Below are 19,630 nucleotides of genomic sequence, written 5' to 3' on the forward strand. Positions count from 1 at the left end.
TTCTCAAAAATTTATTGGGCGGCCACCACGGCCGTGGCAACCACGGCGGTGGCAAGCATCACGGTAGTGGGCACGGGAGTGATCGACATGACCGGCATGGTCGCTTCGAGCAGCAGCAATCCTGCGACAGTAATGACCGGGTGATTGAGGATGGTCGCGTAATAGCTCAAGCCCCAATCAAAGATCTGCAGACTTGCAGGCACTGCCGGACCGCAAACGCCCCGTCCGCACGCTTTTGTCTAAACTGCGGAACACCACTATCGAGTGGTTGCACGGCCTGCGGCTCATCCCTGACAGCAGGAGCAAAATTCTGCAGCCAGTGCGGCCAAGCCACCCATTAGCGCATGGCCACACTGGAAATCCAACGCGACCACTACCCTGTGCAAGGAGAAATACGTGGGATCGAATCATGATCATGGCAGTGCCGCGCTTCGTGAGGGGCATCAGAAGAAACTAGTCATGGCATTGGTCCTGACCGGTAGCTTCATGATCGCTGAAGTGATCGGCGCATGGATTACCGGCAGCCTGGCGTTGCTGTCGGATGCGTCTCACATGTTCACCGACACCGCCGCTTTGGCAATTTCGTTGATTGCGCTTCAGATCGCAAAGCGGCCGGCGGATCAGAAAAGAACCTTTGGCTATGCGCGGTTGGAGATCCTAGCCTCCACGTTCAACGCCGTGCTGCTCTTCCTGGTGGCGATGTACATCTTGTACGAGGCCTACCAGCGCTTCTTCATGCCGGCGGAGATCGCCACCGGGGCGATGATGTGGATCGCAATTGTCGGCCTGATCATCAACCTGATTTCAATGCGACTGCTGGCATCTGCCAGCAACGAGAGCCTCAACGTCAAAGGCGCCTACCTCGAAGTCTGGAGCGACATGCTCGGATCGTTGGGCGTGATCATCGCAGCCCTCATTATCCGCTTTACCGGCTGGACCTGGGTCGACACGGTTGTCGCCGTAGCGATCGGCCTTTGGGTATTGCCGCGGACTTGGCAATTGCTTCGAGAGAGCCTGGGGATTCTTATGGAAGGTGTACCCCGGGGGCTCAACGTGGCGGCAATCGAGGCCACGATCCTCAAGGTCGACGGCGTCACGGATGTCCATGACTTGCACGTTTGGGCCGTCAGCAGCGGAAGCAACGTGATGACGTCGCACGTGGTCGTCCGAGACGCAGCAGATGGAGATGCTGTGCTAGCGGCCGTCGTGGATGCAGTCAGCGACGCGTTCGAAATCCATCACTGCACCATTCAGATCGAGCGCGCAGCTTTCCACGAGAACGTTCCGTCGCCGTCGCATTGATCGGCCGGTAGACACCTGATCAACACACCGCCGCCAACGTCGGGGGGGTGTTGTCGAGGAAAGGTAAGGATGGATAGGCGACAGCAGAAGCAGGGGGGCTCGCAGAATTCGGAAAAAATCGTACGCTAAGGTTTTCCGGGCATCCGTAGGGGCCGAAACTTCCCGTCTTCCAGTCTGCGGCTCTGCCGCCAGACGTAATCGCCGGTGAGGTTGATGTGCTCCCAGCCCAGCGGCGACAGGAATTGCAGCAGCTCGCCGTCCACCGGCTTGCCGGCCTCGACCAACCCCTGGGTGGCGCGCTCCAGGTACACCGTGTTCCACAGCACGATAGCCGCCGTCACCAGGTTGAGGCCGCTGGCCCGGTAGCGCTGCTGCTCGAAGCTCCGATCCCTGATTTCCCCAAGGCGGTTGAAGAACACCGCCCTGGCCAGCGAGTTGCGCGCCTCACCTTTGTTCAGGCCGGCATGCACGCGGCGGCGCAGCTCAACACTTTGCAGCCAGTCTAGGATGAACAGCGTGCGTTCGATCCGGCCCAGCTCGCGCAGGGCCACGGCCAGGCCGTTCTGGCGCGGATAGCTGCCGAGCTTGCGCAGCATCAGCGAGGCAGTGACGGTGCCCTGTTTGATCGAGCTGGCCAGGCGCAGGATGTCGTCCCAATGGGCGCGGACGTGCTTGATGTTCAGGGTGCCGCCGATCAGCGGCCGCAGCGTCGGGTAGGTCTGCACGCCCTGCGGCACGTACAGCTTGGTTTCGCCGAGGTCGCGGATGCGCGGCGCGAAACGGAAGCCCAGCAGGTGCATCAGGGCGAAGACGTGATCGGTGAAGCCGGCCGTGTCGGTGTAGTGCTCCTCGATCCGCAGGTCGGACTCGTGGTACAGCAGGCCGTCGAGCACATAGGTGGAATCGCGCACGCCGACATTCACCACGCGGGTGCTGAACGGCGCGTACTGGTCGGAGATATGGGTGTAGAACAGCCGTCCCGGCTCACTGCCGTACTTCGGGTTGACGTGTCCGGTGCTCTCGCCCCGGCCGCCAGCCCGGAAACGCTGGCCATCGGAGGATGAGGTGGTGCCGTCGCCCCAGTGGGCGGCGAAGGCATGCTGGTACTGGTGGTTGACCAGCTCGGCCAGGGCCGCCGAATAGGTCTCGTCGCGGATGTGCCAGGCTTGCAGCCAGGACAGCTTGGCGTAGGTCAGACCGGGGCTCGACTCGGCCATCTTGGTCAGCCCGAGGTTGATCGCATCACCGAGGATCGCGGACAGCAGCAACGTCCGGTCTTTGGCCTCGGCCCCGTCCTTCAGGTGGGTGAAGTGGCGGCTGAAGCCCGTCCAGTCGTCCACGTCCATCAGCAGTTCGGTGATCTTGATGCGCGGCAGTAACTGACTGGTCTGGTCGATCAGCGCCTGCGCCCGATCCGGCACCGCCGCATCCAGCGGGGTGATCTTCAACCCGGACTCGGTGAGGATGGCATCGGGCAGCTCGTTGTCCTTGGCCAGGCGGGCGACAGTGACCAACTGCTCGTCCAGCAGCTGCAAGCGCTCTTCCAGATACTGGTCGCTGTTCGGGTTGATCGCCAGCGGCAGGGCCTGTTCCCGCTTGAGCGCGGCGAACTTCTCGGCCGGCAACAGGTAGTCGTCGAAGTCGCGGAACTGCCGCGAGCCCTTGACCCAGATGTCGCCGGAGCGCAGGGCGTTCTTCAGCTCGGACAGGGCGCAGATTTCGTAGAAGCGCCGGTCGAGGCCTTCCGGGGTGATCACCAGTGGCTTCCAGCGCGGCTTGATGAAGGCGGTGGGAGCATCGGCCGGCACCTTGCGCAGGTTGTCGGCGTTCATCTCGCGCAGCGTCTGCACGGCTGCCAGCACGCCCTGCGCGGCCGGGGCGGCGCGCAGCTCCAATACCTCCAGCAGAGCCGGCGTGTAGCGGCGCAGGGTGGCGAAGTTCTCGCCGACCAGGTGCAGGTGGTCGAAGCCCTCCGGCCGGGCCAGCAGCTCGGCTTCGCTGACGCTCTCGGTGAACTCGTCCCAGGGGATCACCGCCTCGATGGCGGCATAGGGGTCGCTGCCGGCTTCCTTGGCCTCCAGCAGCGCCTGGCCGATCTTGGAGTACAGGCGCACCTTGTCGTTGATCGCCTTGCCCTGCTTCTGGAACTGCTGCTGATGCTTGTGCTTCGCGCCGCTGAACAGCTTGACTAGGATGCGGTCGTGCAGATCCACCAGCTCATCAATCACGGTTGCAGTGCTCTCCAGCACCACGGCGGCCAGGGTCGCATAGCGCCGCTGCGGCTCGAACTTGCCGAGGTCTTTGGGCGTCATCTGCCCACCCTCGCGGGCCAGCTTGAGCAGGCGGTTCTGGTGGATGTGCCGGCCCAGGACTTCGGGCAAGTCCACCAGCTGAAATGTCTTCAGCCGCTCGATGTGCTCAAGCATGTGCCGAGAGTTGGGTTTCAGCGGTGCCTGGCGCAGCCAGGTCAACCAGGTGATGCTGCTGCCGGCCTTGAGCTTCAACAGCTCGTCCAGCTTGGCCCGATGCGAGTCCGTGAGCGGTTCAACCAGGGCGCGGTAGACCCGCCGATTGGCCCGTGCAATGGCCTCCGAGCAAGCCCGGTCGATCACGCTCAACGCCGGCAGGATGCGTCGCTTCTGCCGCAGGCTCTCCAGCGCCTGGCCGGCCAGCAGCAAGCCCTTGTCGGTCTGCTGGGCCAGTTCGGTCAGCTCGCGCACCAGGGCGCGGAAGTCGGACAGGCCGAACGGGGCCAGTTGAAGGTAGGTGCGCAGTTCCTGGGCGTGCTCGCGACGGGTCACATCGCGCTCGCCGTACTTCGTCCAACTCGCCGGATCGGTCTGGACTTGCTTGGCCACCCACAGGATGACCGGTTCGGGCAGCTCGCTGTCAGTGCCCAACGCATAGCCGGGGTAGCGCAGCAGGCAGAGTTGCACGGCGAAGCCGAGGCGGTTGGCGTCGCCGCGCCGCTGACGGATCAGCGACAGGTCGGAGTCGTTGAAGGTGTAGTAGCGGATCAGGTCATCCTGGCTTTCTGGCAACGCGAGCAGGGTGCCCCGCTCCGTGGCCGAGAGGATCAAGCGACGCGGCATGTGTCAGTCGTCCGTGCGGAGGTACTGGTAGAGGGTTTCCCGGCTGATGTTGAACTCGCGGGCAAGCTGCGCCTTGGGCTCGCCGGCCGTCGCTCGCTGCCGCAGGGTAGCAGCCTGCTCATCGGACAGGGCTTTCTTGCGGCCCCGGTACGCGCCACGCTGCTTGGCCAAGGTGATGCCCTCACGCTGCCGCTCGCGGATCAGGGCGCGCTCGAACTCAGCGAAGGCCCCCATCACCGACAGCATCAGGTTGGCCATCGGCGAGTCCTCGCCAGTGAACACCAGGCCCTCCTTCAGGAACTCGATGCGCACGCCGCGTTGAGTCAGCTTCTGTACCAAGCGACGCAGGTCATCGAGGTTGCGGGCCAGCCGGTCCATGCTGTGCACCACCACTGTATCGCCTTCGCGGACGAAGCTCAGCAGCGCTTCGAGCTGGGGGCGCTGGGTGTCCTTGCCCGATGCCTTGTCGGTGAACACCTTGCTCACCTGTGTCTGTTCCAGCTGGCGTTCCGGGTTCTGGTCGAAGCTGCTGACCCGGACGTAGCCGATGCGGTGCCCCTGCACGATGTCTCCTTGGTTGAAGGCGGCTTAAGTGCTCCTTCTGTTCCGTTGTGCCTCAAACCCCGTTTCTGTCAGGCTGAAATCTATGACCTTCGCAGGCATGTGTCAAAAATGCTGTCGTTTTCAGAAGACGGCTGCACTGAACGTCAGAAGCCGACTGCACTATAGCAGCGGAGGGGTTGGATCCATCAGGCAACGACGGGCTGCTGCCGGCCAATAGCCGACAATGACGACACTGGAAATCCCCGCCTGTGAGCGTCGGCTCAGGGCGGGACAGCGTCATCCAGCTACCTGCGCCACTGACTCAGCCTTGTCCAGCCGGCCGCGCCGCACGAACAGACTGACCAGCCGTTGACGGATCGCCACCTGGAGTTCCGCCAGTTGTTCCGGCGTGATGCGAATTTCACCCGCTCGACGAGCGCAACACCGGCGCCGCCTACGCCAAGAACCGGCGAATCGAACTCAAACTCACGAACCGCTGAGCGCCGCGTCACCGCGCTGCTGCGCCAGCCAGTCGCGCGGGGCGCAGCCCATGCGCACGCGGAAGGCGCGCGCCAGAGCGTTCGGGCTGCCGTAGCCGACGCGGTCGGCCACCACCGCCACCGGCCGCCCCTGCTTGAGCAGGGTGCAACTGACGTTCATCCGCCAGTCGGCCAGATAGTCGCCCGGCGTGACGCCCACCGCGTCCTTGAACGCGGCGGCGAAGCGCGCGCGTGACATGCCCGCCTTCGCCGCCAGCGCCTCGAGCGACCACGCGGTCTGCGGCGCATCGTGCATGGCGGTTATGGCGCGCGCGAGTTTCGGGTCGGCCAGGCCCGCCAGCAGTCCGGTGGCGCCAAGCCGCCCATCCATCAGATAACGCAGCAACTGGATCAGTAGCAACTCGCACAAGCGGTCGATGGCGGCCTGCCGACCGCACTGGTCGCGCTCGGCTTCGGCAAACAGCAACTCTAGCGTCGGCCCGAGGCCGGGCAAGTCCGCCAACGGAATCAGCAGCATCGACGGCAAGGCCATGGCCAACGGATTGCCCGTCGAAGCGCCCAGGTCGACCTCCGCACACAACCGCTCAGCGGTATCGCCGGGGGCGGCGACAAAACGATGCGACGCCACGCGCGGATAAAACAGCAGGCTCGGCTCGGTAACCAGCAGATCTTCATGCACGGGCGAACGCACCGTAATCGGGCCGCGCCGCACCAGATGGATATAGCCATGCGGCGCCGCGTAATGATGCTGCCCACAGAAGGCGCCGCTGTGAAAAACGCGCGCCGAAAGCGAGTAGTGCCGGAGCAAGCCGGCCAGTCGATCCGCCATTCCACTCTCCATATAAGACGATAGGTTACGTATTTGATACTTTACGTGCCATATCGTACCAAACAAAGGGCGATCATGCCCACGTGCTCTTGCACCTCACCCACTACGGAGATAGACATGACCCAAATCGCCCCCCTGACCATCGACACCGCTGACGCCGCTACCGCTGCCACACTCAAGGCCGTCAAAGCCAAGCTTGGCATGGTGCCGAACCTGTTCGCCACGCTGGCCCACGCGCCGGCGGCGCTCAATGGCTACCTCGGCTTGTCCGAAACGCTGGGCACCGGCCGCCTGAATGCCTCCCAGCGCGAGATCGTTGCGCTCGCTGCCGGTCAAGCCAATCGCTGCCAGTATTGCCTGAGCGCACACACCCTGATCGGCAAAGGTGCCGGACTGTCGGCAGAGGCCATCGCCGCGGCCCGCACCGGCCAGGCGGCCAACGCACTTGACGATGCAATCGCCGGCTTTGCCCGCGCGCTGGTCGAGCAACGCGGCGTGGTGTCGGCCGACGCCATGGCCAACTACCGCCGCGCGGGGCTCGACGACGGCCTGATACTGGAAGTGATCGCCAACGTCGCGCTGAACACGCTCACCAACTACACCAACCACATCGCCGACACCACGGTGGATTTCCCCGTGGTCGCCGTCTGATCTCCATAGGCATATAAGGAGAACACGATGAAAATCGCACTCACCGGCGCTCTGCTCGCCAGCGCCCTCGTCCTGCCACTGGCCGTCACGGCCGGCGACTTTTCGCCCTATGTGGACAGCCAGGGCGGCATCAGCCGCCCCACAGACTTCCGCACAAACTTCGTCCACCTGGGCTCATATGCGGTGTTGGACGAAAAATCCGCCTCTCGCGGCTTGCACGATGTGTACACCGAAAAGGCCTCGGCCGAGCACTACCGCAAGACCGGCAAGTTCTTGGACGGCGCCACGCTGGTGAAAGAGATCCGCAAGCTCGAAACCAGCGCCATGACCACTGGCAACCCTGTGGTCTGGGGTTCCGATGCGGCCGTGTGGTTCGTGATGGTCTAGGACGCCAAAGGCCGTTTCGCCAGCAACCCCTTGTGGGGCGACGGCTGGGGCTGGGCGCTGTTCAAGGCCGACGCCCCCGCCAAGAATGTCGCCGTCAGCTACGAAGCCGACTGCATGGGCTGCCATGTGCCGGCGGCCAAGACCGACCGCGTATTCATCCAGGGCTATCCGACACTGACCCAGCACTGACTTGCTGCCGGGTTACGCTTCGCGCAGGATGGCACCTCCGTCCTGCGCGAGCCACCCTTTCCGGAAGCGCGCCATGCCGACACTCGACGCCTTTCTGACCGACGTCCGCGCCTGCACGCGCTGCGCACCGCATCTGCCACACGGCGTGCAGCCGGTCTTCCAGTTTCACCCGAGTGCGCCCATCCTCATCGCCGGCCAAGCACCGGGGGCCCGGGTCCATGCCTCAGGCGTGCCCTTCGACGACGCCAGCGGCGCGCGTCTGCGCGCCTGGCTGGGCGTGGACCGCGACACCTTCTACGACCCTACCCGCATCGCCATTCTGCCCATGGGCTTCTGTTATCCGGGCACCGGCAAAAGCGGTGACCTGCCGCTACGCCCGGAGTGCGCCCCCCGCCTGGCGCGAAGCCTTCATGCAGCGTTTCGAGCGCCTGTCGCTGGTCATCGTGTTGGGCAGCTACGCCATGGACTACCACCTCGGTACTGGCAAGACGCCGCTCACCCGGGTGGTCGAAGCCTGGCGCGAGCACTGGCCGCAAGCGTTCCCCCTGCCTCACCCTAGCCCGCGCAACAATCGCTGGCTGGTGCGCAACCCCTGGTTCCAACAAGACGTGCTGCCCGCGCTGCAAGCACGCGTCCAGGCAGTCCTCACCGCCAACCCCAAGGAAACCCCATGACCGACGACACCGCCGCCATTACCGAGCTGCTGCACAAGTACTACGACACCCTGGCCTGGGCGAACGGAGACAGGCACCGGCTTTGGAGCGATGAACGACGGCTTCAGGTGCGGTAGCTGACGCCTGGGACCTCAATCACCGTATGACCGGGTCGAAAGCGGTCCTTTCTCTGACAACATCGCCCTAGCCCGCACTCAACCCCCACAACACATCCAGCACATGTTGCGTAGGCCGCTCGACGTCCCCACCACGGTGGGCAATACCAAGTTGACGCCACAATAAGGGCTGTAATGGCCGCATGACGATCCTGGTATCGGGCAATTGCGTGGAGGCTTCATGCGGCAACAACGTCGCACCATAACCGGCCGCCACTAGGCTTTTGATCGCATCGTTGTAGTTCAGTTGAATACGCGGCGTGGGCTGCCGTCCATCACTGGCGAACCACTCCGAGGTCAAGCGCGAAAGCCGAGTAGTTTTGTCATTCAGAATTAATGGCTGGGCGGCCAGCCAACCGGGGGTCACAACATCCGGGCATTCCCAGCGAGCCGGCAAGAAGGCCATGACCGGGTCCCGCCGCCATGGCTCGATCCGCAATTCCTTCACCGGGGTCTGTGGCAGCGCGACCAGACCGATCTCCAAAGAGCCCTCGGCAAGCTTCTTCAAAGTTTCCTGCGACGTGAGCACCGCGACCTGCACATCGATAGCGGGGTGGCGTTGGCCCAACGTCTCCAAAGCTTGCGGCATCAACTGTGCGATGGCCCCTGTGGAGGCACCCAGCCGCACACGCCCGGCCAAGCCCTGCACCTGACGCTCCACGTCCTCAAGCGCCTGCTCCGCATCCGCCAACAGGCGCCGCGCGCGCTCCACCAGCGTTTCTCCAATCGCCGAAGGCTGAATGCGCCCACGTGTGCGCGACAACAGCTTTCCGCCAACCCGCGACTCCAGGTCGGCAATATGCAAACTGACCGTGGGTGGCGCGAGGTGCAGCACACGGGCCGCCTCGGCAAACGAACCCAGGTCGGCAATGGCCACCAACGTGCGCAGACGGTCCAGGCTGATTTCGCGCATGAGTCACTCCTTGTTCAGAAAAGCTGAATTTCATCGTTTAGAAATTCAACTTTTCCTATCTTAGCCCCTCACTGAAGATTGGAACTCCTGATTTCCTATGTCCGAGAGCATTCCATGGCAAGTCCTCTTATATTCATCGACGGCGACCAAGGCACCACCGGGTTGCAAATCCATCAACGTCTACGCGACCGGACCGATCTGCGGCTTATCACGCTCAGCCCCGAACATCGCAAGGATCCGCAACGTCGCGCCGAAATCATCAACGCCTGCGACATCGCGATTCTCTGCTTGCCCGACCAAGCCGCACGCGACGCTGTAGCGAGCATCGAAAACCCCGCCGTTCGGGTGATCGATGCGAGTTCGGCGCACCGCACCCATCTAGACTGGACCTATGGTTTCGCGGAGATGAACTCGCAGCAGGCCCAACGCATCGCCACGGCACGGCGGGTCAGCAATCCCGGTTGCTATCCCACGGGGGCGATAGGGCTGCTGCGCCCATTGCTGGAGGCCGGGTTGCTGCCCAGGGACTATCCGACGAACATTCATGCTGTGTCGGGCTATTCCGGAAAAGGGCGCGTTGGCGTGCAAGAGCATGAGGGAGAGGGCGCATCACAGGCGCCCGCGTTTCAGGTTTATGGTCTGGGGCTGGCACACAAACATATTCCGGAGATTCAGCAGCAAAGCGGTCTGATGGAGCGGCCGATGTTTGTGCCGGCTTATGGGGCTTTTCGGCAGGGGATCGTGCTGACCATACCGTTGCAACTTCGCTTGTTGGCGCCGGGCGTGGATGCGGTGCGGTTGCATGCGTGTCTTATGCAGCACTACGTCGATGCGGACCATGTACAGGTGATGTCGATGCAGGAGGCCAAAGGGTTGACGTGCCTTGATCCTCAGGCGCTTAACGGGACTGATAGTTTGCGATTGGTGGTGTGTGAAAATGATGAGACGGGGCAGGTTTTGTTGGCTGCGGTGTTTGACAATCTTGGGAAGGGAGCCGCTGGAGCGGCGGTGCAGAATCTGGATTTGATGGTTGCAGGAACATGACTCCGACTACCCACTGGCTCTAGAGTCTATGGCTCGAATTTTCGAGCGGTTGTTTCCTCTCTGTTTATGGCCTGGCATCGACGGCATTAAACGAGTCGAAAACAGAATCTACGCGTGTCAGCAGTTTGCAATCCAGTCAGGCTTTGAAGTTAAACGGTCGTCCACGACAGGCAGCAATCGGCCAACAGCGGCCGTTTTAGAGTAGGGAAAATAAATCCCCTTTTCTGCTGTCTACGCTTCGCAGCGCCGGTTACCCGGTCACCACGCAAGACTCGCTTCCGGTCGGTGGCTAACCTTTACCGGGCGGGGGTCATACCCGCTGGGTTTCTTACGCCATTTCGTGACGGCTTGCGCCGTCATTCCCAGGCGACCAAGCTTTGCCTGGCGCACATAAATCAGTCCCCTTTTTCTCTTTGCGCAGCAATGGCGTCGATCCTTCGCGCCTGCAAACCTTTGGTGCAGGCTCCAGCTCGCCCATTGCCCCCAACGACACCGCCGAGGGTCGCGCCCAAAATCGCCGCGTTGAAATCAAACTGGTGCCCCGTAGCGGCGCTGTAGCTCAAGGGTAATGGTGCCTTGGTGCTCTTTTCGTCGGATGCCCAGCTATCTTTTAATGGGTTACGGGCGATTTGCAGTGGGCTCCAAAACCTGGCCTCAGGAGGTGCAAGCTCCCGTGGCACCGGCTTTGGACTGGGCAGACCAATACGCCGGCCCATAAGCCCATAAGGATCCCGGCCTCGGCCGGGTTCTTTATGCCCGCTTCGCGGGCTTGAGCCCAGAAGGGAGCGGCGTGCGCCGGATTCGCATCTGCCAGCCAGTACGCAGCCCGTTTGGAACTCAGTTGATCCGTCTTTTTCAACGGTTTAACAGCCAAATCAATACGTTCACAAGTACACTCGCCACCCTAGGGATGGTGAAGCATCCACGAGCGGTACTAGAATTTTCAGCTTTTCGGTGCCGCCGCACGAATTCAAGGGGCAAGCATGGATTACGAACAACTGCCGAGGGCCGCCTTGGTCCGTATGCTGCAGGAGCATGATGCGGCGCTTGCCGATGCTGGCAAGAATGGCATCGTTATGAGTTACACCGGGCGGGCTGCTCCCTGGCAGATCATCCGCCAGGTCAAGCCGAAGCTGCATCGTATTATCAAGAAAGTATCCTTTGGAGAGGAAACCGCCCAGTCAGAGAATGAGATCTGGGACGGTGAAAACCTTTCTGCGATGGTCACGCTCTATAAATATCGTGGTCAAGTTGATCTTGTAGTAACAGACCCGCCGTACAACACCGGCGAGGACTTCCGCTATAACGACAAGTGGGACAAGGATCCAAACGATCCAGATCTCGGCGATGTAGTTCCTAAAGATGATGGGTCCAAGCACAGCAAATGGTTGCGCTTCATGACACCCAGAATCTGGATGATGCGTGAGATGCTAACCCCAGGCGGGGTTATGGCTATCTGTATTGATCATAGGGAACTATTTAGACTTGGCATGCTCATGGACGAAATCTTCGGCGAAGAGAATCGCATTGGCATAATCAATTGGCAGAAAAGCTATTCACCTCGCAGTGATAATAAGGGGGCGGCGGCGAAAACTGAGTGCAACACCTGACCTTTCCGGTACGGTGCTGTCCCTATGTCTTATTCCGAACTCAGCGTTGAAGAGCGCGCCACCATTCAAATCGGTCATGCCCAAGGTTTCAGCCTGCGCGGGATTGCCTGCTTGATCAACCGATCCCCTTCGACCATCAGCCGGGAGCTGCGCCGCAATCGAGATGCCTGTGGCGGCTACTCGGCCCGCGTGGCCCAGCAGCAGATGCAGGCCCGCCGTCAGGTGTGTCGACCGAAGCAAAAGCTGTTGCCGGGTAGCGAGCGCTTCGAATTGGTGGCGCATATGCTGCGTGAGCGTTTGTCTCCCGAGCAGATTGCCGGCAAGCTGCGCAGCATGAATATTCCCAGCCTCAGAGATGCCTACGTCTGTCGCGAGACGATCTATAACGCGATCTATGCCTTGCCAGTCGGCGAGCTGCGTAAAGAGCTGATCATCTGCCTGCGCCAAAGCAAGACGATGCGCAGGCCGCGCTCTGGCGGCGTGGATCGGCGCGGTCAGATCCCTGAGAGGGTCAGTATTCATGTACGTCCGCCGGAGATCGAAGACCGACTGATGCCAGGGCATTGGGAAGGCGACCTGATCAAGGGCAAGGCCAACGCCTCGTCTGTAGGTACGCTGGTGGAGCGCACCAGTGGCTACCTGATGCTGGTGAAGATGAACGACGCGACGGCGACCTCGGCGATGGAAGGCTTCAGTGCAGCGCTCAATGGCATGCCGCTGGCGATGCGCAAGAGCATGACCTACGACCAGGGCCGAGAAATGGCGCGGCATGCTGAAATCACCCAGCAGACCGGGGTGGCGATTTACTTCTGCGACCCGCACAGCCCTTGGCAGCGCGGCAGTAACGAAAACATCAATGGCCTGATCCGCCAGTACCTGCCCAAGGGCACGGACTTGTCGGTGCATAGCCAGGAGGAACTGGATGCCATCGCACTGCAACTGAACATGCGCCCCCGTAAGCGCTTCGACTTCAAGTGTCCGATCGAGGTTATGGACGAGGTGATGCAGGAAGCTATGGCTATGCGGCATGATGCTCCAGCTTCAATTCAATAACCGTGTTGCACTCAGCTCCTGTAACCGCCCTGTGTAATTTCTTACATTGGCTCTATAGTGTGCATAATTTTTATGGAATGAATTGAGTATTTCTATAACCTTATCCAGCTGCAGTTGTTTTTTAGTGATATGAAGTTTTTTGGTCTCTGCCGAAGTATTGGTCAGCGCGACGAGATAGCCAAACATTCCAGCGATCAACGCTCCCATACCAATTTTCACGGCATCCGAGGCAATATTTATCCACTCCACGCTCCCTCCATTGCGCTTATCACGCCAGCTATTTTTGACACTTAGTCCATGCTTGGAGTACTGGCATGTCTTCCTATATGACCATCAGGCCCTCGCGCGCAAACACACATCCGAGACAGGCCTGCATCGGAGTAACATACGAGGGTTGTTTGCGCTTCAATGCGGTTTTCTTTTAAGTAACTTTCTTTAATCGGCCTGATCCACTGTTCGCGCCCATCCACATCGGTTGTTTCCAGAAGCACCTCATCTTCTTGTAGATCAAAGTGTTTGTGCAGTAGTGCCACGCCAAATCTGTCTATGCAGTTGTGCTTTTTCAATATTTCAAATATTTCATTTAGACATGGCAGGTCCTCATCGTCTATGGGTCTAACATTGTCGATATGGTTAATTTCACCCCACAGTAAAGAAATCATTTTATTTATCTCCACTATGAACGTTTAACTAGCGAAATGTTACAGATTTAATAGGGGTCTTAGTCTGCGAATCTTCATGGGAGACGGGACTAATCAGAGCCCTCGCTCTTGGATAACATTAGACGCTCGCGCGCAAAATTCCACCCATTCCGATAAGGCGGCGTATAGAGCCTTAGCGGCATCTGAGGTTGGCGCGTACTTATCTCTGTCGCAAGCCCATCTGGTGAACCGCTTCAGGGTATGCAGGCATCGTAGTCAGTGTCTGAGGGTCGGTTGAGGTCAATTTTGACTTCAAGAATCTAGACGTGGAGGGGAGGCCTCATGCCCGGCAAGACTTTAATTTCCATTGGCATGAGGCGCATGTTATTCGTGAACAGGCAAGATCCAAGTTTAAGCTTGTTTACTGATATTTTGCGGAGCCGATGAACTTAGAGAAATGCTCGCACCATATTTGGACCGTTGTAAACTCGTTGACGTTGACGCTTGCAGGAATGGTTTTCTTGAAATTCCCGAAGTTTTTCAATTCGCCAATCAGAATTGCTTCTTTCTTTATGTCCAAAAACGATTCTTTGTCGGTGGCTTGTTTCTTTGTCAGGTAAATTTTGTAGTCTGGACCAGGTGCTACATCACCTTTAAATACAATTTCGTTATCCGTAACAAAAAGTTGTCCATTCGCCCAGTGAAGGGCGTCGCTGCCTTTCTGATCTTTCTTGAACTCTCCGCTATACTTTGCCACCTTTTGCACTTCTTCAATTTCGGCGATGGTGGCGTTTTCTTGTGCTGTCAAAATCGGAAGTATATAGATCCCTAGCCCAACTCCCGCGCCAAACAGAGCCAGGTGGGACGCGAGCAGAATTATTTTTAATTGCTTTTTCATGGGTTGCCTCATACAGTGAGTTATTTGGTGTGTCCATCACAATCCATTAGTTCGAACAGGGTGCGGTATGTGCTGATAGCGATATTGTTAGTGGGGTGCTAGCTTAGCTACCATGACGGCATTTTTCAAGGTAGTTGTCGCGTCAACCGTCTAACTATGCCGCCATTTTCTCGTTCTGTTGCTCTCGATCCTGGTTCAACAACACGGTGCCGATCGGTTCCCAGTTACGCGTCCGGCCTGACCACCGCTCCGGTTTGTTTTCCTTGGCTCGTTCGTACAACTCATGTCGCCGGGCCAAGACCTGATGGTCCAGCCCTCGATGCCGCTCAGCCGGTGTGACGAACCGGATGCGGCTATGTCGGTGCTCGTTGTTGTACCACCGCATAAAATTGGTTCTTCGCGGAGTCTGGGGGAAGAGCGAGTTGACAGTCAGGGAAGCAGGTAAATTGGCAGTCGCCAAACACACCCTTCACCTGTCCCTGCTGTCGCCGTGCATCCTATTGATCTTGCCGCTTTCTGGCCAGGCTACGACGCCGTTACCTGTCGCCCATCTACCGATAACACCCTCCTCATTGAGCTTGAACCTCAAGCCGGCTCTCTTCCTAAGTGCGGGCGTTGTGGCCAGTTCAGCCCGTTGATTCACGATCGCCGGATTCGTCTGGTGCGTGATCGTGATCTGTTCGATCAGCGCGTCCTGCTTCAACTACCAGTGCGCCGAGTCGATTGCCTGAGTTGTGGGCGGGTGACCGAGCGGATCGACTGGTTGGAGCCAGCATCTCGGCTGACCCAGCGGTTACGGATATGGCTCGAAAGCTTGCTGCGGCTGCTGCCGATCAGCCACGTCAGCCAGCTCACCGGCCTGCATTGGCACACCCTCAAAACGCTCGATAAACGACGCCTTCAAGCCGAGGTAGGCAACTTCGATTCAACCGGTGTCCGCCGCCTGGTGATGGACGAGTTCGCCCTGCACAAAGGGCATCGCTATGCCACGGTCATCATGGATGCCGAGCGAACGCGGGTATTGTGGGTCGGCCACGGCAACAGCCGCGAGGCGGTCCGCCCGTTCTTTGAATTGCTCGGCAAGCACTGCCAGCAGATAGAGGCGGTGGCCATGGACATGAACACGGCTTTTGATTTGGAGGTGAAGAAGCATTGCCCGCAAGCCGAAGTGGTGTACGACCTGTTTCACGTCGTCGCGCGCTACGGTCGGGATGTGATCGACCGTATCCGGGTTGACCAGGCCAACCTCCTGCGCGAAGACAAGCCGGCACGAAAGGCGGTCAAGCAAAGCCGCTGGCTGCTGCTGCGCAATCGCAACAACCTGAAGGACGGACAAGCCGTGCAGCTTCAAGAACTACTCGCGGCCAACCAGCCGCTGGCTACGGTCTATGTCCTCAAGGATGCGCTGAAGGATGTCTGGTTCGCCCCCAGCGTACGAGAGGGCTGGCGCCGCTGGCGAACCTGGTTGCGGCACGCCCGGGACAGCGGCCTCGCGCCGCTACAGCGCTTCGCTCGCAACCTGCGCAAATACGCCCGAGGCATCCTCGCCAGTGCCAACTTCCATATGCATACCAGCGTCCTTGAGGGCGTCAACAACCGCATCAAGGTGATCAAGCGTATGGCCTATGGTTTTCGGGACTCGGAATACTTTTTCCTGAAAATCAAGGCTGCCTTCCCCGGGAAAGCGCGATGAACCTTTTTTTTGGCGATCACGCTCGGCCTGATGGTTGGCTGCTCGTCGAGTTCAAGTGCGATCTGATCAGTGAGCGGTAGCGCAAGTGGATCGCCTCAGCCAAGCAGCGTTGTTGCCGGCGGCCGGAAGAAAGCGGCGGGAAAGCCTTGAACTAGTAGCGGAAAGGATGAAACTTTATTTTTACGATTCTCAGCATTTTCCAAGGTTGAGCGAAAATTAGGATGATACTTTAATGATTCCGGCCTCCATCCCCACAAAACGCTTGCAGATGGCAGAATTGAAATAAGTCATTGTTTTAAATGGATTTTTGCAGGAATTGCTACGTTGCAGGGTCCTGTAGTTAGGATGACACTTTATTTTCCTCCCACAGAAACGCGAGCACGGGCTGCACGCAAGCTCGCGTTGATCGAGCAGAAGATGGCCGACTTGGTCGTCATGCAGCAACTGTTAGGCGAACTGGTGCAGCAATGTGATGCGGGAGACGGCGGAACGATCTGCCCGATCATCGAGGCACTGATCAGAGAGTAATGCCTGGCGGGTGAGCTGGAGATCGGAAAGCCCCTTTACGGTGGGATTCAGAGCTTACGTTGGTTTTTGGTTCCATTGCTCCCCAAACCCCGTCAATGCGATTGCACCGGGTGAGATCGAGACGTCGATCCTGTCTGCCGGGACCGAACTGATCGTCGATCAGCAGATCCCCATGCACCGCTTGGGCAAGCCGGAAGAAGTCGCATCCCTGGTGCATTTCCTCTGCACCCGAGGCGCGTCGTACATCAACGGTTCGGAGATTCATGTCAACGGTGGTCAGCACGTCTGAAATAATCTGGAAATCCCGGCCGGAAACTTCCATCATTCGGGCCGGGCATCCGCCGCAGATGAGCGATCAATGAGCAACCCCTACCCTATTCAAACCCTCAATCACTCTTACCTGGGCAGTGGCATCTACGAGTTGCTGCGCGAGGCACTGATCACCGGGCGTTTCCAGCCCGATGACCGCCTGCGCATCCGCGACCTGGCCGAACAACTGGGCACCAGCGTCACACCGGTGCGCGACGCGATCCTGCAACTGGCCAAGGAACAGGCGCTGATCCTCAAGACCCCGCGTGACATCCGCGTACCCATCCTCACCGCCGCGCAATACGGCGAGATCCGCAGCATCCGCCTGGCGCTTGAAGGCCTGGCTGCGGAGACGGCCGCCGCGCTGGTGACCGACAGCGAACTCGCAGACCTGCAAGCCTGCATCGAAAACAACATCGCCGCGATCAACGCCCAGGACTTGCAAGCCGCTCTCAAGTGCAATCAGCAATTTCACTACGCGCTGACCACCATCGCGCGCATGCCGGTGCTGGCGGGTTTGCTCGATAGCCTGTGGATGCGCACCGGCCCACTGATCGCCCGTGCCTATGGCAACTTCAACGAGCGCATGGCCATCGACCATCACTGGGAAGTGCTCGACGCACTCAAGCGCCGCGATGGCGCGGCGGCACGGGCGGCCATCTGCCGTGACATTCTCGATGGCAACGAGAAGATGCTCGAGTACATCGAGATGGCGCAGGCGGACTGATTGGCAGTCAATTCGACTGTTGACGAAACATAGATGACCAGTTAGTTTATTAAAACTTTCTCATCACTGGATGTCTCTGTCATGGCTCGCCCGGTCAACCTCGAAGTCAGATCCCGTTTGCTGTCGATTGGCCGCCAGGTGGTTCACAACCGTGGCTTCAACGGCTGCGGCGTCCAGGACATCACCGCCGCTGCCGAGATTCCCAAGGGCTCTTTCTACAACTACTTCGCCAGCAAGGAAGACTTCGCGGCAGAGATCCTCGAGGAATACTGGACCTCGATCGAAACCCGCCACGGGCCGATCTTCTACGACGCCCGGGTCAAGCCGCTGGAGCGCATCGGCCAGTTCTTCCAGGCCCTGGTGCTCGAGCACGGCGAGCATGAATACAGCCTGGGTTGCCTGATTGGCAACCTGTCCCTGGAAATGTCCAATGGCAGCGAACAAACCCGCAAGCGTCTGGCCGATGTGCTGGCGCGCTGGGAAGGTTTGCTCGCGAGCTGCCTGCGTGAAGCGCAGCAGCGCCGCGAACTCTCTGAAACTCACGACGCCGAAGCGCTGGCCAGTGTCATCGTCGAAGGCTGGGAAGGTGCGGTCATGCGCGGCAAGGTCCTGCGCGACGGTGCACCTCTGCAGCGTTTCGTATCGATGGTCTTGCCTCGGCTATTGGAGTGAGTTTTTTTTCCTCATTAATAAGACGACTGGTCATTTATATAAAGCAACATTCACGTCTCATCCACGCAAGCACCCAAGAGGTAAATCGTCATGAGCCATCTGTACGCCGACCCCGCCGAACCCGCACTGCCTGCCACTGGTTTCAAGCTCGACCTGAGCAAAGCCGCCCTGGTGGTCATCGACCCACAGAACGACTTCCTCAGCCCTGCCGGCGCCAGTTGGGCGGTGTTCGGTGAGAGCATCGTCGAGAACAACACCGTCGAAAACCTGGAAAAACTGTTCAAGGCCTTCAAGGCTCACGACCTGCCCGTGGCCGTGTCGCCACACTATTACTACCCGCACGACCACGACTGGCATTTTGGCGGTCCGCTGGAAAAGGTCATGCACAGCATCTGCATGTTCGATCGCAAGGGACCGAACACCCTGGAAAACTTCGAAGGCTCCGGCGCCGATTTCCTCGAGATCTACAAGCCGTACATTCTCGACGGCGAGACCATCATCGCCTCGCCGCACAAGGTCTACGGCCCGGAAACCAACGACCTGGCGCTGCAATTGCGCAAGAAAGGCGTGTCGCAGATCATCCTCGCCGGCATGGCGGCCAACCTTTGCGTGGAATCACACCTGCGCGAACTGCTCGAACAGGGCTTTGAAATAGTCGTGGTACGCGACGCCACCGCCGGCCCGCGCCTGCCGGATGGCGACGGCTACCTGGCGGCCATCATCAATTACCGCTTCCTCGCCCACGGGCTGTGGACCACCGAAGAGACTATCGCGCAACTGCAACCGGCTTGATCGTGCCCGAGCGGCCGGGCATCGCGCCCCCCCGCTCTTTCTCGAGAACCCCCGATGAAAATCCCCGCCCGTTATGAGCATTTCGTTTTCGGCGTCGTTCAATCCGGCCTGACCTGCGCGGTCGCGGCCGCCATCGCCACCACACCCCATGCGCTCGACCTGGCCTTTGCCGGCCGCTGGTTGAACGCGTGGGCGCTGTCGTGGGTATCGATGTTGCCGGTGGTGGTGCTGGCGGCGCCGATGATTCGGCGCGTGGTGAGGCGGATGACGGTGGGCTGAATGACTTGGCTATGACTCACCCAACACACCGCCATCGCGAGCATGCTCGCTCCTACCGGGGGCTTCGGGGCTGCTCGCGACAGGCGCGCAAGCCCGCACCCGACGCACGAAATACTGTGCCCGTTCGCATTTTCGCAATAAACCACTTT

20 protein-coding genes and 6 pseudogenes are annotated in these 19,630 nt (G+C 59.8%); 17 read left to right on the forward strand and 9 right to left on the reverse strand.

Annotated elements, in window-relative coordinates:
- Nucleotides 1-11 precede the first annotated feature (11 nt).
- Entirely contained in the window at nt 12-203 is a 192-nt protein-coding gene (locus GEV39_RS26300) for a hypothetical protein (RefSeq protein WP_044047183.1), read from the reverse strand.
- On the opposite strand from GEV39_RS26300, the gene GEV39_RS26305 reads away from it, so the two are divergent.
- A complete protein-coding gene (locus tag GEV39_RS26305; protein ID WP_224459391.1) occupies nt 141-341 on the forward strand; it encodes a zinc ribbon domain-containing protein in 201 nt (66 codons plus the stop codon). The two genes, GEV39_RS26300 and GEV39_RS26305, sit on opposite strands and share 63 nt — an antisense overlap.
- A gap of 55 nt (nt 342-396) precedes the next feature.
- A complete protein-coding gene (locus tag GEV39_RS25205) occupies nt 397-1,302 on the forward strand; it encodes a cation diffusion facilitator family transporter (RefSeq protein WP_047595902.1) in 906 nt (301 codons plus the stop codon).
- Between the two features lie 125 nt (nt 1,303-1,427).
- Here the strand turns inward: GEV39_RS25205 and GEV39_RS25210 are convergent, their stop codons facing one another.
- The 3 genes from GEV39_RS25210 to GEV39_RS25220 form a co-directional block, all read right to left on the reverse strand.
- The gene (locus GEV39_RS25210; RefSeq protein ID WP_173891622.1) at nt 1,428-4,394 is read right to left on the reverse strand and encodes a Tn3-like element TnAs1 family transposase; all 2,967 of its coding nucleotides are present in this window, start codon (nt 4,392-4,394) and stop codon (nt 1,428-1,430) included.
- 3 nt (nt 4,395-4,397) lie between these two features.
- A complete protein-coding gene (locus GEV39_RS25215) occupies nt 4,398-4,958 on the reverse strand; it encodes a recombinase family protein (RefSeq protein WP_010921730.1) in 561 nt (186 codons plus the stop codon).
- A 465-nt stretch (nt 4,959-5,423) separates the two neighbouring features.
- Nucleotides 5,424-6,266, reverse strand: coding sequence for a helix-turn-helix transcriptional regulator (locus GEV39_RS25220; protein ID WP_049275859.1), 843 nt, complete (start codon nt 6,264-6,266; stop codon nt 5,424-5,426).
- 75 nt (nt 6,267-6,341) lie between these two features.
- Between GEV39_RS25220 and GEV39_RS25225 the strand changes: the two genes are divergently transcribed.
- The 4 genes and pseudogenes from GEV39_RS25225 (at nt 6,342) to GEV39_RS25960 (ending at nt 8,167) form a co-directional block, all read left to right on the forward strand.
- Nucleotides 6,342-6,917 carry a carboxymuconolactone decarboxylase family protein gene (locus tag GEV39_RS25225; protein WP_003464997.1) on the forward strand — a complete coding sequence of 192 codons (576 nt, stop codon included), beginning with the start codon at nt 6,342-6,344 and terminating at the stop codon, nt 6,915-6,917.
- Nucleotides 6,918-6,944: 27 nt separating this feature from the next.
- Nucleotides 6,945-7,493 (forward strand): annotated as a pseudogene (locus GEV39_RS25230) (cytochrome P460 family protein).
- Nucleotides 7,494-7,566: 73 nt separating this feature from the next.
- Nucleotides 7,567-7,842 (forward strand): annotated as a pseudogene (locus tag GEV39_RS26695) (uracil-DNA glycosylase family protein); the annotation flags it as partial.
- Between the two features lie 61 nt (nt 7,843-7,903).
- A complete protein-coding gene (locus tag GEV39_RS25960) occupies nt 7,904-8,167 on the forward strand; it encodes a uracil-DNA glycosylase family protein (protein ID WP_003830781.1) in 264 nt (87 codons plus the stop codon).
- A 183-nt stretch (nt 8,168-8,350) separates the two neighbouring features.
- Here the strand turns inward: GEV39_RS25960 and GEV39_RS25240 are convergent, their stop codons facing one another.
- Nucleotides 8,351-9,235, reverse strand: coding sequence for a LysR family transcriptional regulator (locus GEV39_RS25240; protein WP_172688356.1), 885 nt, complete (start codon nt 9,233-9,235; stop codon nt 8,351-8,353).
- A 114-nt stretch (nt 9,236-9,349) separates the two neighbouring features.
- Here GEV39_RS25240 and argC point away from each other — a divergent pair, with 114 nt between their 5' ends.
- From argC to GEV39_RS25255, 4 genes and pseudogenes are all read left to right on the forward strand, one after another.
- The gene (gene argC / locus GEV39_RS25245; protein ID WP_049275860.1) at nt 9,350-10,279 is read left to right on the forward strand and encodes an N-acetyl-gamma-glutamyl-phosphate reductase; all 930 of its coding nucleotides are present in this window, start codon (nt 9,350-9,352) and stop codon (nt 10,277-10,279) included.
- 413 nt (nt 10,280-10,692) lie between these two features.
- A pseudogene (locus GEV39_RS26315) lies at nt 10,693-10,848 on the forward strand (OmpA family protein); the annotation flags it as partial.
- A 414-nt stretch (nt 10,849-11,262) separates the two neighbouring features.
- Entirely contained in the window at nt 11,263-11,889 is a 627-nt protein-coding gene (locus tag GEV39_RS25250; RefSeq protein WP_003465024.1) for a DNA methyltransferase, read from the forward strand.
- 24 nt (nt 11,890-11,913) lie between these two features.
- Nucleotides 11,914-12,942 carry an IS30 family transposase gene (locus tag GEV39_RS25255; protein ID WP_003465026.1) on the forward strand — a complete coding sequence of 343 codons (1,029 nt, stop codon included), beginning with the start codon at nt 11,914-11,916 and terminating at the stop codon, nt 12,940-12,942.
- Here GEV39_RS25255 and GEV39_RS25260 read toward each other — a convergent pair.
- From GEV39_RS25260 to GEV39_RS25275, 4 genes and pseudogenes are all read right to left on the reverse strand, one after another.
- Complete coding sequence (locus GEV39_RS25260; protein WP_047296649.1) at nt 12,931-13,191, reverse strand: hypothetical protein; 261 nt, start codon at nt 13,189-13,191, stop codon at nt 12,931-12,933. The two genes, GEV39_RS25255 and GEV39_RS25260, sit on opposite strands and share 12 nt — an antisense overlap.
- Nucleotides 13,192-13,232: 41 nt before the next feature.
- Nucleotides 13,233-13,604: a hypothetical protein gene (locus tag GEV39_RS25265; protein ID WP_052959448.1), complete on the reverse strand. Its 372-nt coding sequence runs from the start codon at nt 13,602-13,604 to the stop codon at nt 13,233-13,235.
- Between the two features lie 400 nt (nt 13,605-14,004).
- Complete coding sequence (locus GEV39_RS25270; RefSeq protein WP_011711661.1) at nt 14,005-14,481, reverse strand: DM13 domain-containing protein; 477 nt, start codon at nt 14,479-14,481, stop codon at nt 14,005-14,007.
- Between the two features lie 154 nt (nt 14,482-14,635).
- Nucleotides 14,636-14,872, reverse strand: a pseudogene (locus GEV39_RS25275) (IS3 family transposase); the annotation flags it as partial.
- Nucleotides 14,873-14,971: 99 nt separating this feature from the next.
- Here GEV39_RS25275 and GEV39_RS25280 point away from each other — a divergent pair.
- From GEV39_RS25280 to GEV39_RS25310, 7 genes and pseudogenes are all read left to right on the forward strand, one after another.
- The gene (locus GEV39_RS25280; protein WP_003464938.1) at nt 14,972-16,174 is read left to right on the forward strand and encodes an ISL3 family transposase; all 1,203 of its coding nucleotides are present in this window, start codon (nt 14,972-14,974) and stop codon (nt 16,172-16,174) included.
- A gap of 369 nt (nt 16,175-16,543) precedes the next feature.
- Nucleotides 16,544-16,702 (forward strand): annotated as a pseudogene (locus GEV39_RS25285) (MerR family transcriptional regulator); the annotation flags it as partial.
- Nucleotides 16,703-16,793: 91 nt separating this feature from the next.
- Nucleotides 16,794-16,991: pseudogene (locus GEV39_RS25290) on the forward strand (SDR family oxidoreductase); the annotation flags it as partial.
- Nucleotides 16,992-17,060: 69 nt separating this feature from the next.
- Entirely contained in the window at nt 17,061-17,738 is a 678-nt protein-coding gene (locus GEV39_RS25295) for a GntR family transcriptional regulator (protein WP_016487046.1), read from the forward strand.
- An 81-nt stretch (nt 17,739-17,819) separates the two neighbouring features.
- Nucleotides 17,820-18,410, forward strand: a complete 591-nt coding sequence (locus tag GEV39_RS25300) for a TetR/AcrR family transcriptional regulator (RefSeq protein WP_003465041.1) — start codon at nt 17,820-17,822, stop codon at nt 18,408-18,410.
- 90 nt (nt 18,411-18,500) lie between these two features.
- A complete protein-coding gene (locus tag GEV39_RS25305) occupies nt 18,501-19,202 on the forward strand; it encodes a cysteine hydrolase family protein (RefSeq protein WP_003465039.1) in 702 nt (233 codons plus the stop codon).
- A 54-nt stretch (nt 19,203-19,256) separates the two neighbouring features.
- Nucleotides 19,257-19,481: a DUF2798 domain-containing protein gene (locus GEV39_RS25310; protein WP_003465037.1), complete on the forward strand. Its 225-nt coding sequence runs from the start codon at nt 19,257-19,259 to the stop codon at nt 19,479-19,481.
- Nucleotides 19,482-19,630: the final 149 nt, after the last annotated feature.

The organism is Pseudomonas sp. NY5710 (genome assembly GCF_013305665.1).
In the GTDB taxonomy this organism is placed as follows: domain Bacteria; phylum Pseudomonadota; class Gammaproteobacteria; order Pseudomonadales; family Pseudomonadaceae; genus Aquipseudomonas; species Aquipseudomonas juntendi.

Excerpts from the sequence above, each read along its gene's own strand:
- GEV39_RS25250 (WP_003465024.1), top strand. The coding sequence starts at position 11,263 with ATGGATTACGAACAACTGCCGAGGGCCGCCTTGGTCCGTATGCTGCAG.
- GEV39_RS25240 (WP_172688356.1), bottom strand. The coding sequence starts at position 9,235 with ATGCGCGAAATCAGCCTGGACCGTCTGCGCACGTTGGTGGCCATTGCC.
- GEV39_RS25210 (WP_173891622.1), bottom strand. The coding sequence starts at position 4,394 with ATGCCGCGTCGCTTGATCCTCTCGGCCACGGAGCGGGGCACCCTGCTC.
- GEV39_RS25225 (WP_003464997.1), top strand. The coding sequence starts at position 6,342 with ATGCCCACGTGCTCTTGCACCTCACCCACTACGGAGATAGACATGACC.
- GEV39_RS25270 (WP_011711661.1), bottom strand. The coding sequence starts at position 14,481 with ATGAAAAAGCAATTAAAAATAATTCTGCTCGCGTCCCACCTGGCTCTG.
- GEV39_RS25265 (WP_052959448.1), bottom strand. The coding sequence starts at position 13,604 with ATGATTTCTTTACTGTGGGGTGAAATTAACCATATCGACAATGTTAGA.
- GEV39_RS25305 (WP_003465039.1), top strand. The coding sequence starts at position 18,501 with ATGAGCCATCTGTACGCCGACCCCGCCGAACCCGCACTGCCTGCCACT.
- argC (WP_049275860.1), top strand. The coding sequence starts at position 9,350 with ATGGCAAGTCCTCTTATATTCATCGACGGCGACCAAGGCACCACCGGG.
- GEV39_RS25220 (WP_049275859.1), bottom strand. The coding sequence starts at position 6,266 with ATGGCGGATCGACTGGCCGGCTTGCTCCGGCACTACTCGCTTTCGGCG.
- GEV39_RS25300 (WP_003465041.1), top strand. The coding sequence starts at position 17,820 with ATGGCTCGCCCGGTCAACCTCGAAGTCAGATCCCGTTTGCTGTCGATT.
- GEV39_RS25960 (WP_003830781.1), top strand. The coding sequence starts at position 7,904 with ATGCAGCGTTTCGAGCGCCTGTCGCTGGTCATCGTGTTGGGCAGCTAC.
- GEV39_RS25295 (WP_016487046.1), top strand. The coding sequence starts at position 17,061 with ATGAGCAACCCCTACCCTATTCAAACCCTCAATCACTCTTACCTGGGC.
- GEV39_RS25255 (WP_003465026.1), top strand. The coding sequence starts at position 11,914 with ATGTCTTATTCCGAACTCAGCGTTGAAGAGCGCGCCACCATTCAAATC.
- GEV39_RS25310 (WP_003465037.1), top strand. The coding sequence starts at position 19,257 with ATGAAAATCCCCGCCCGTTATGAGCATTTCGTTTTCGGCGTCGTTCAA.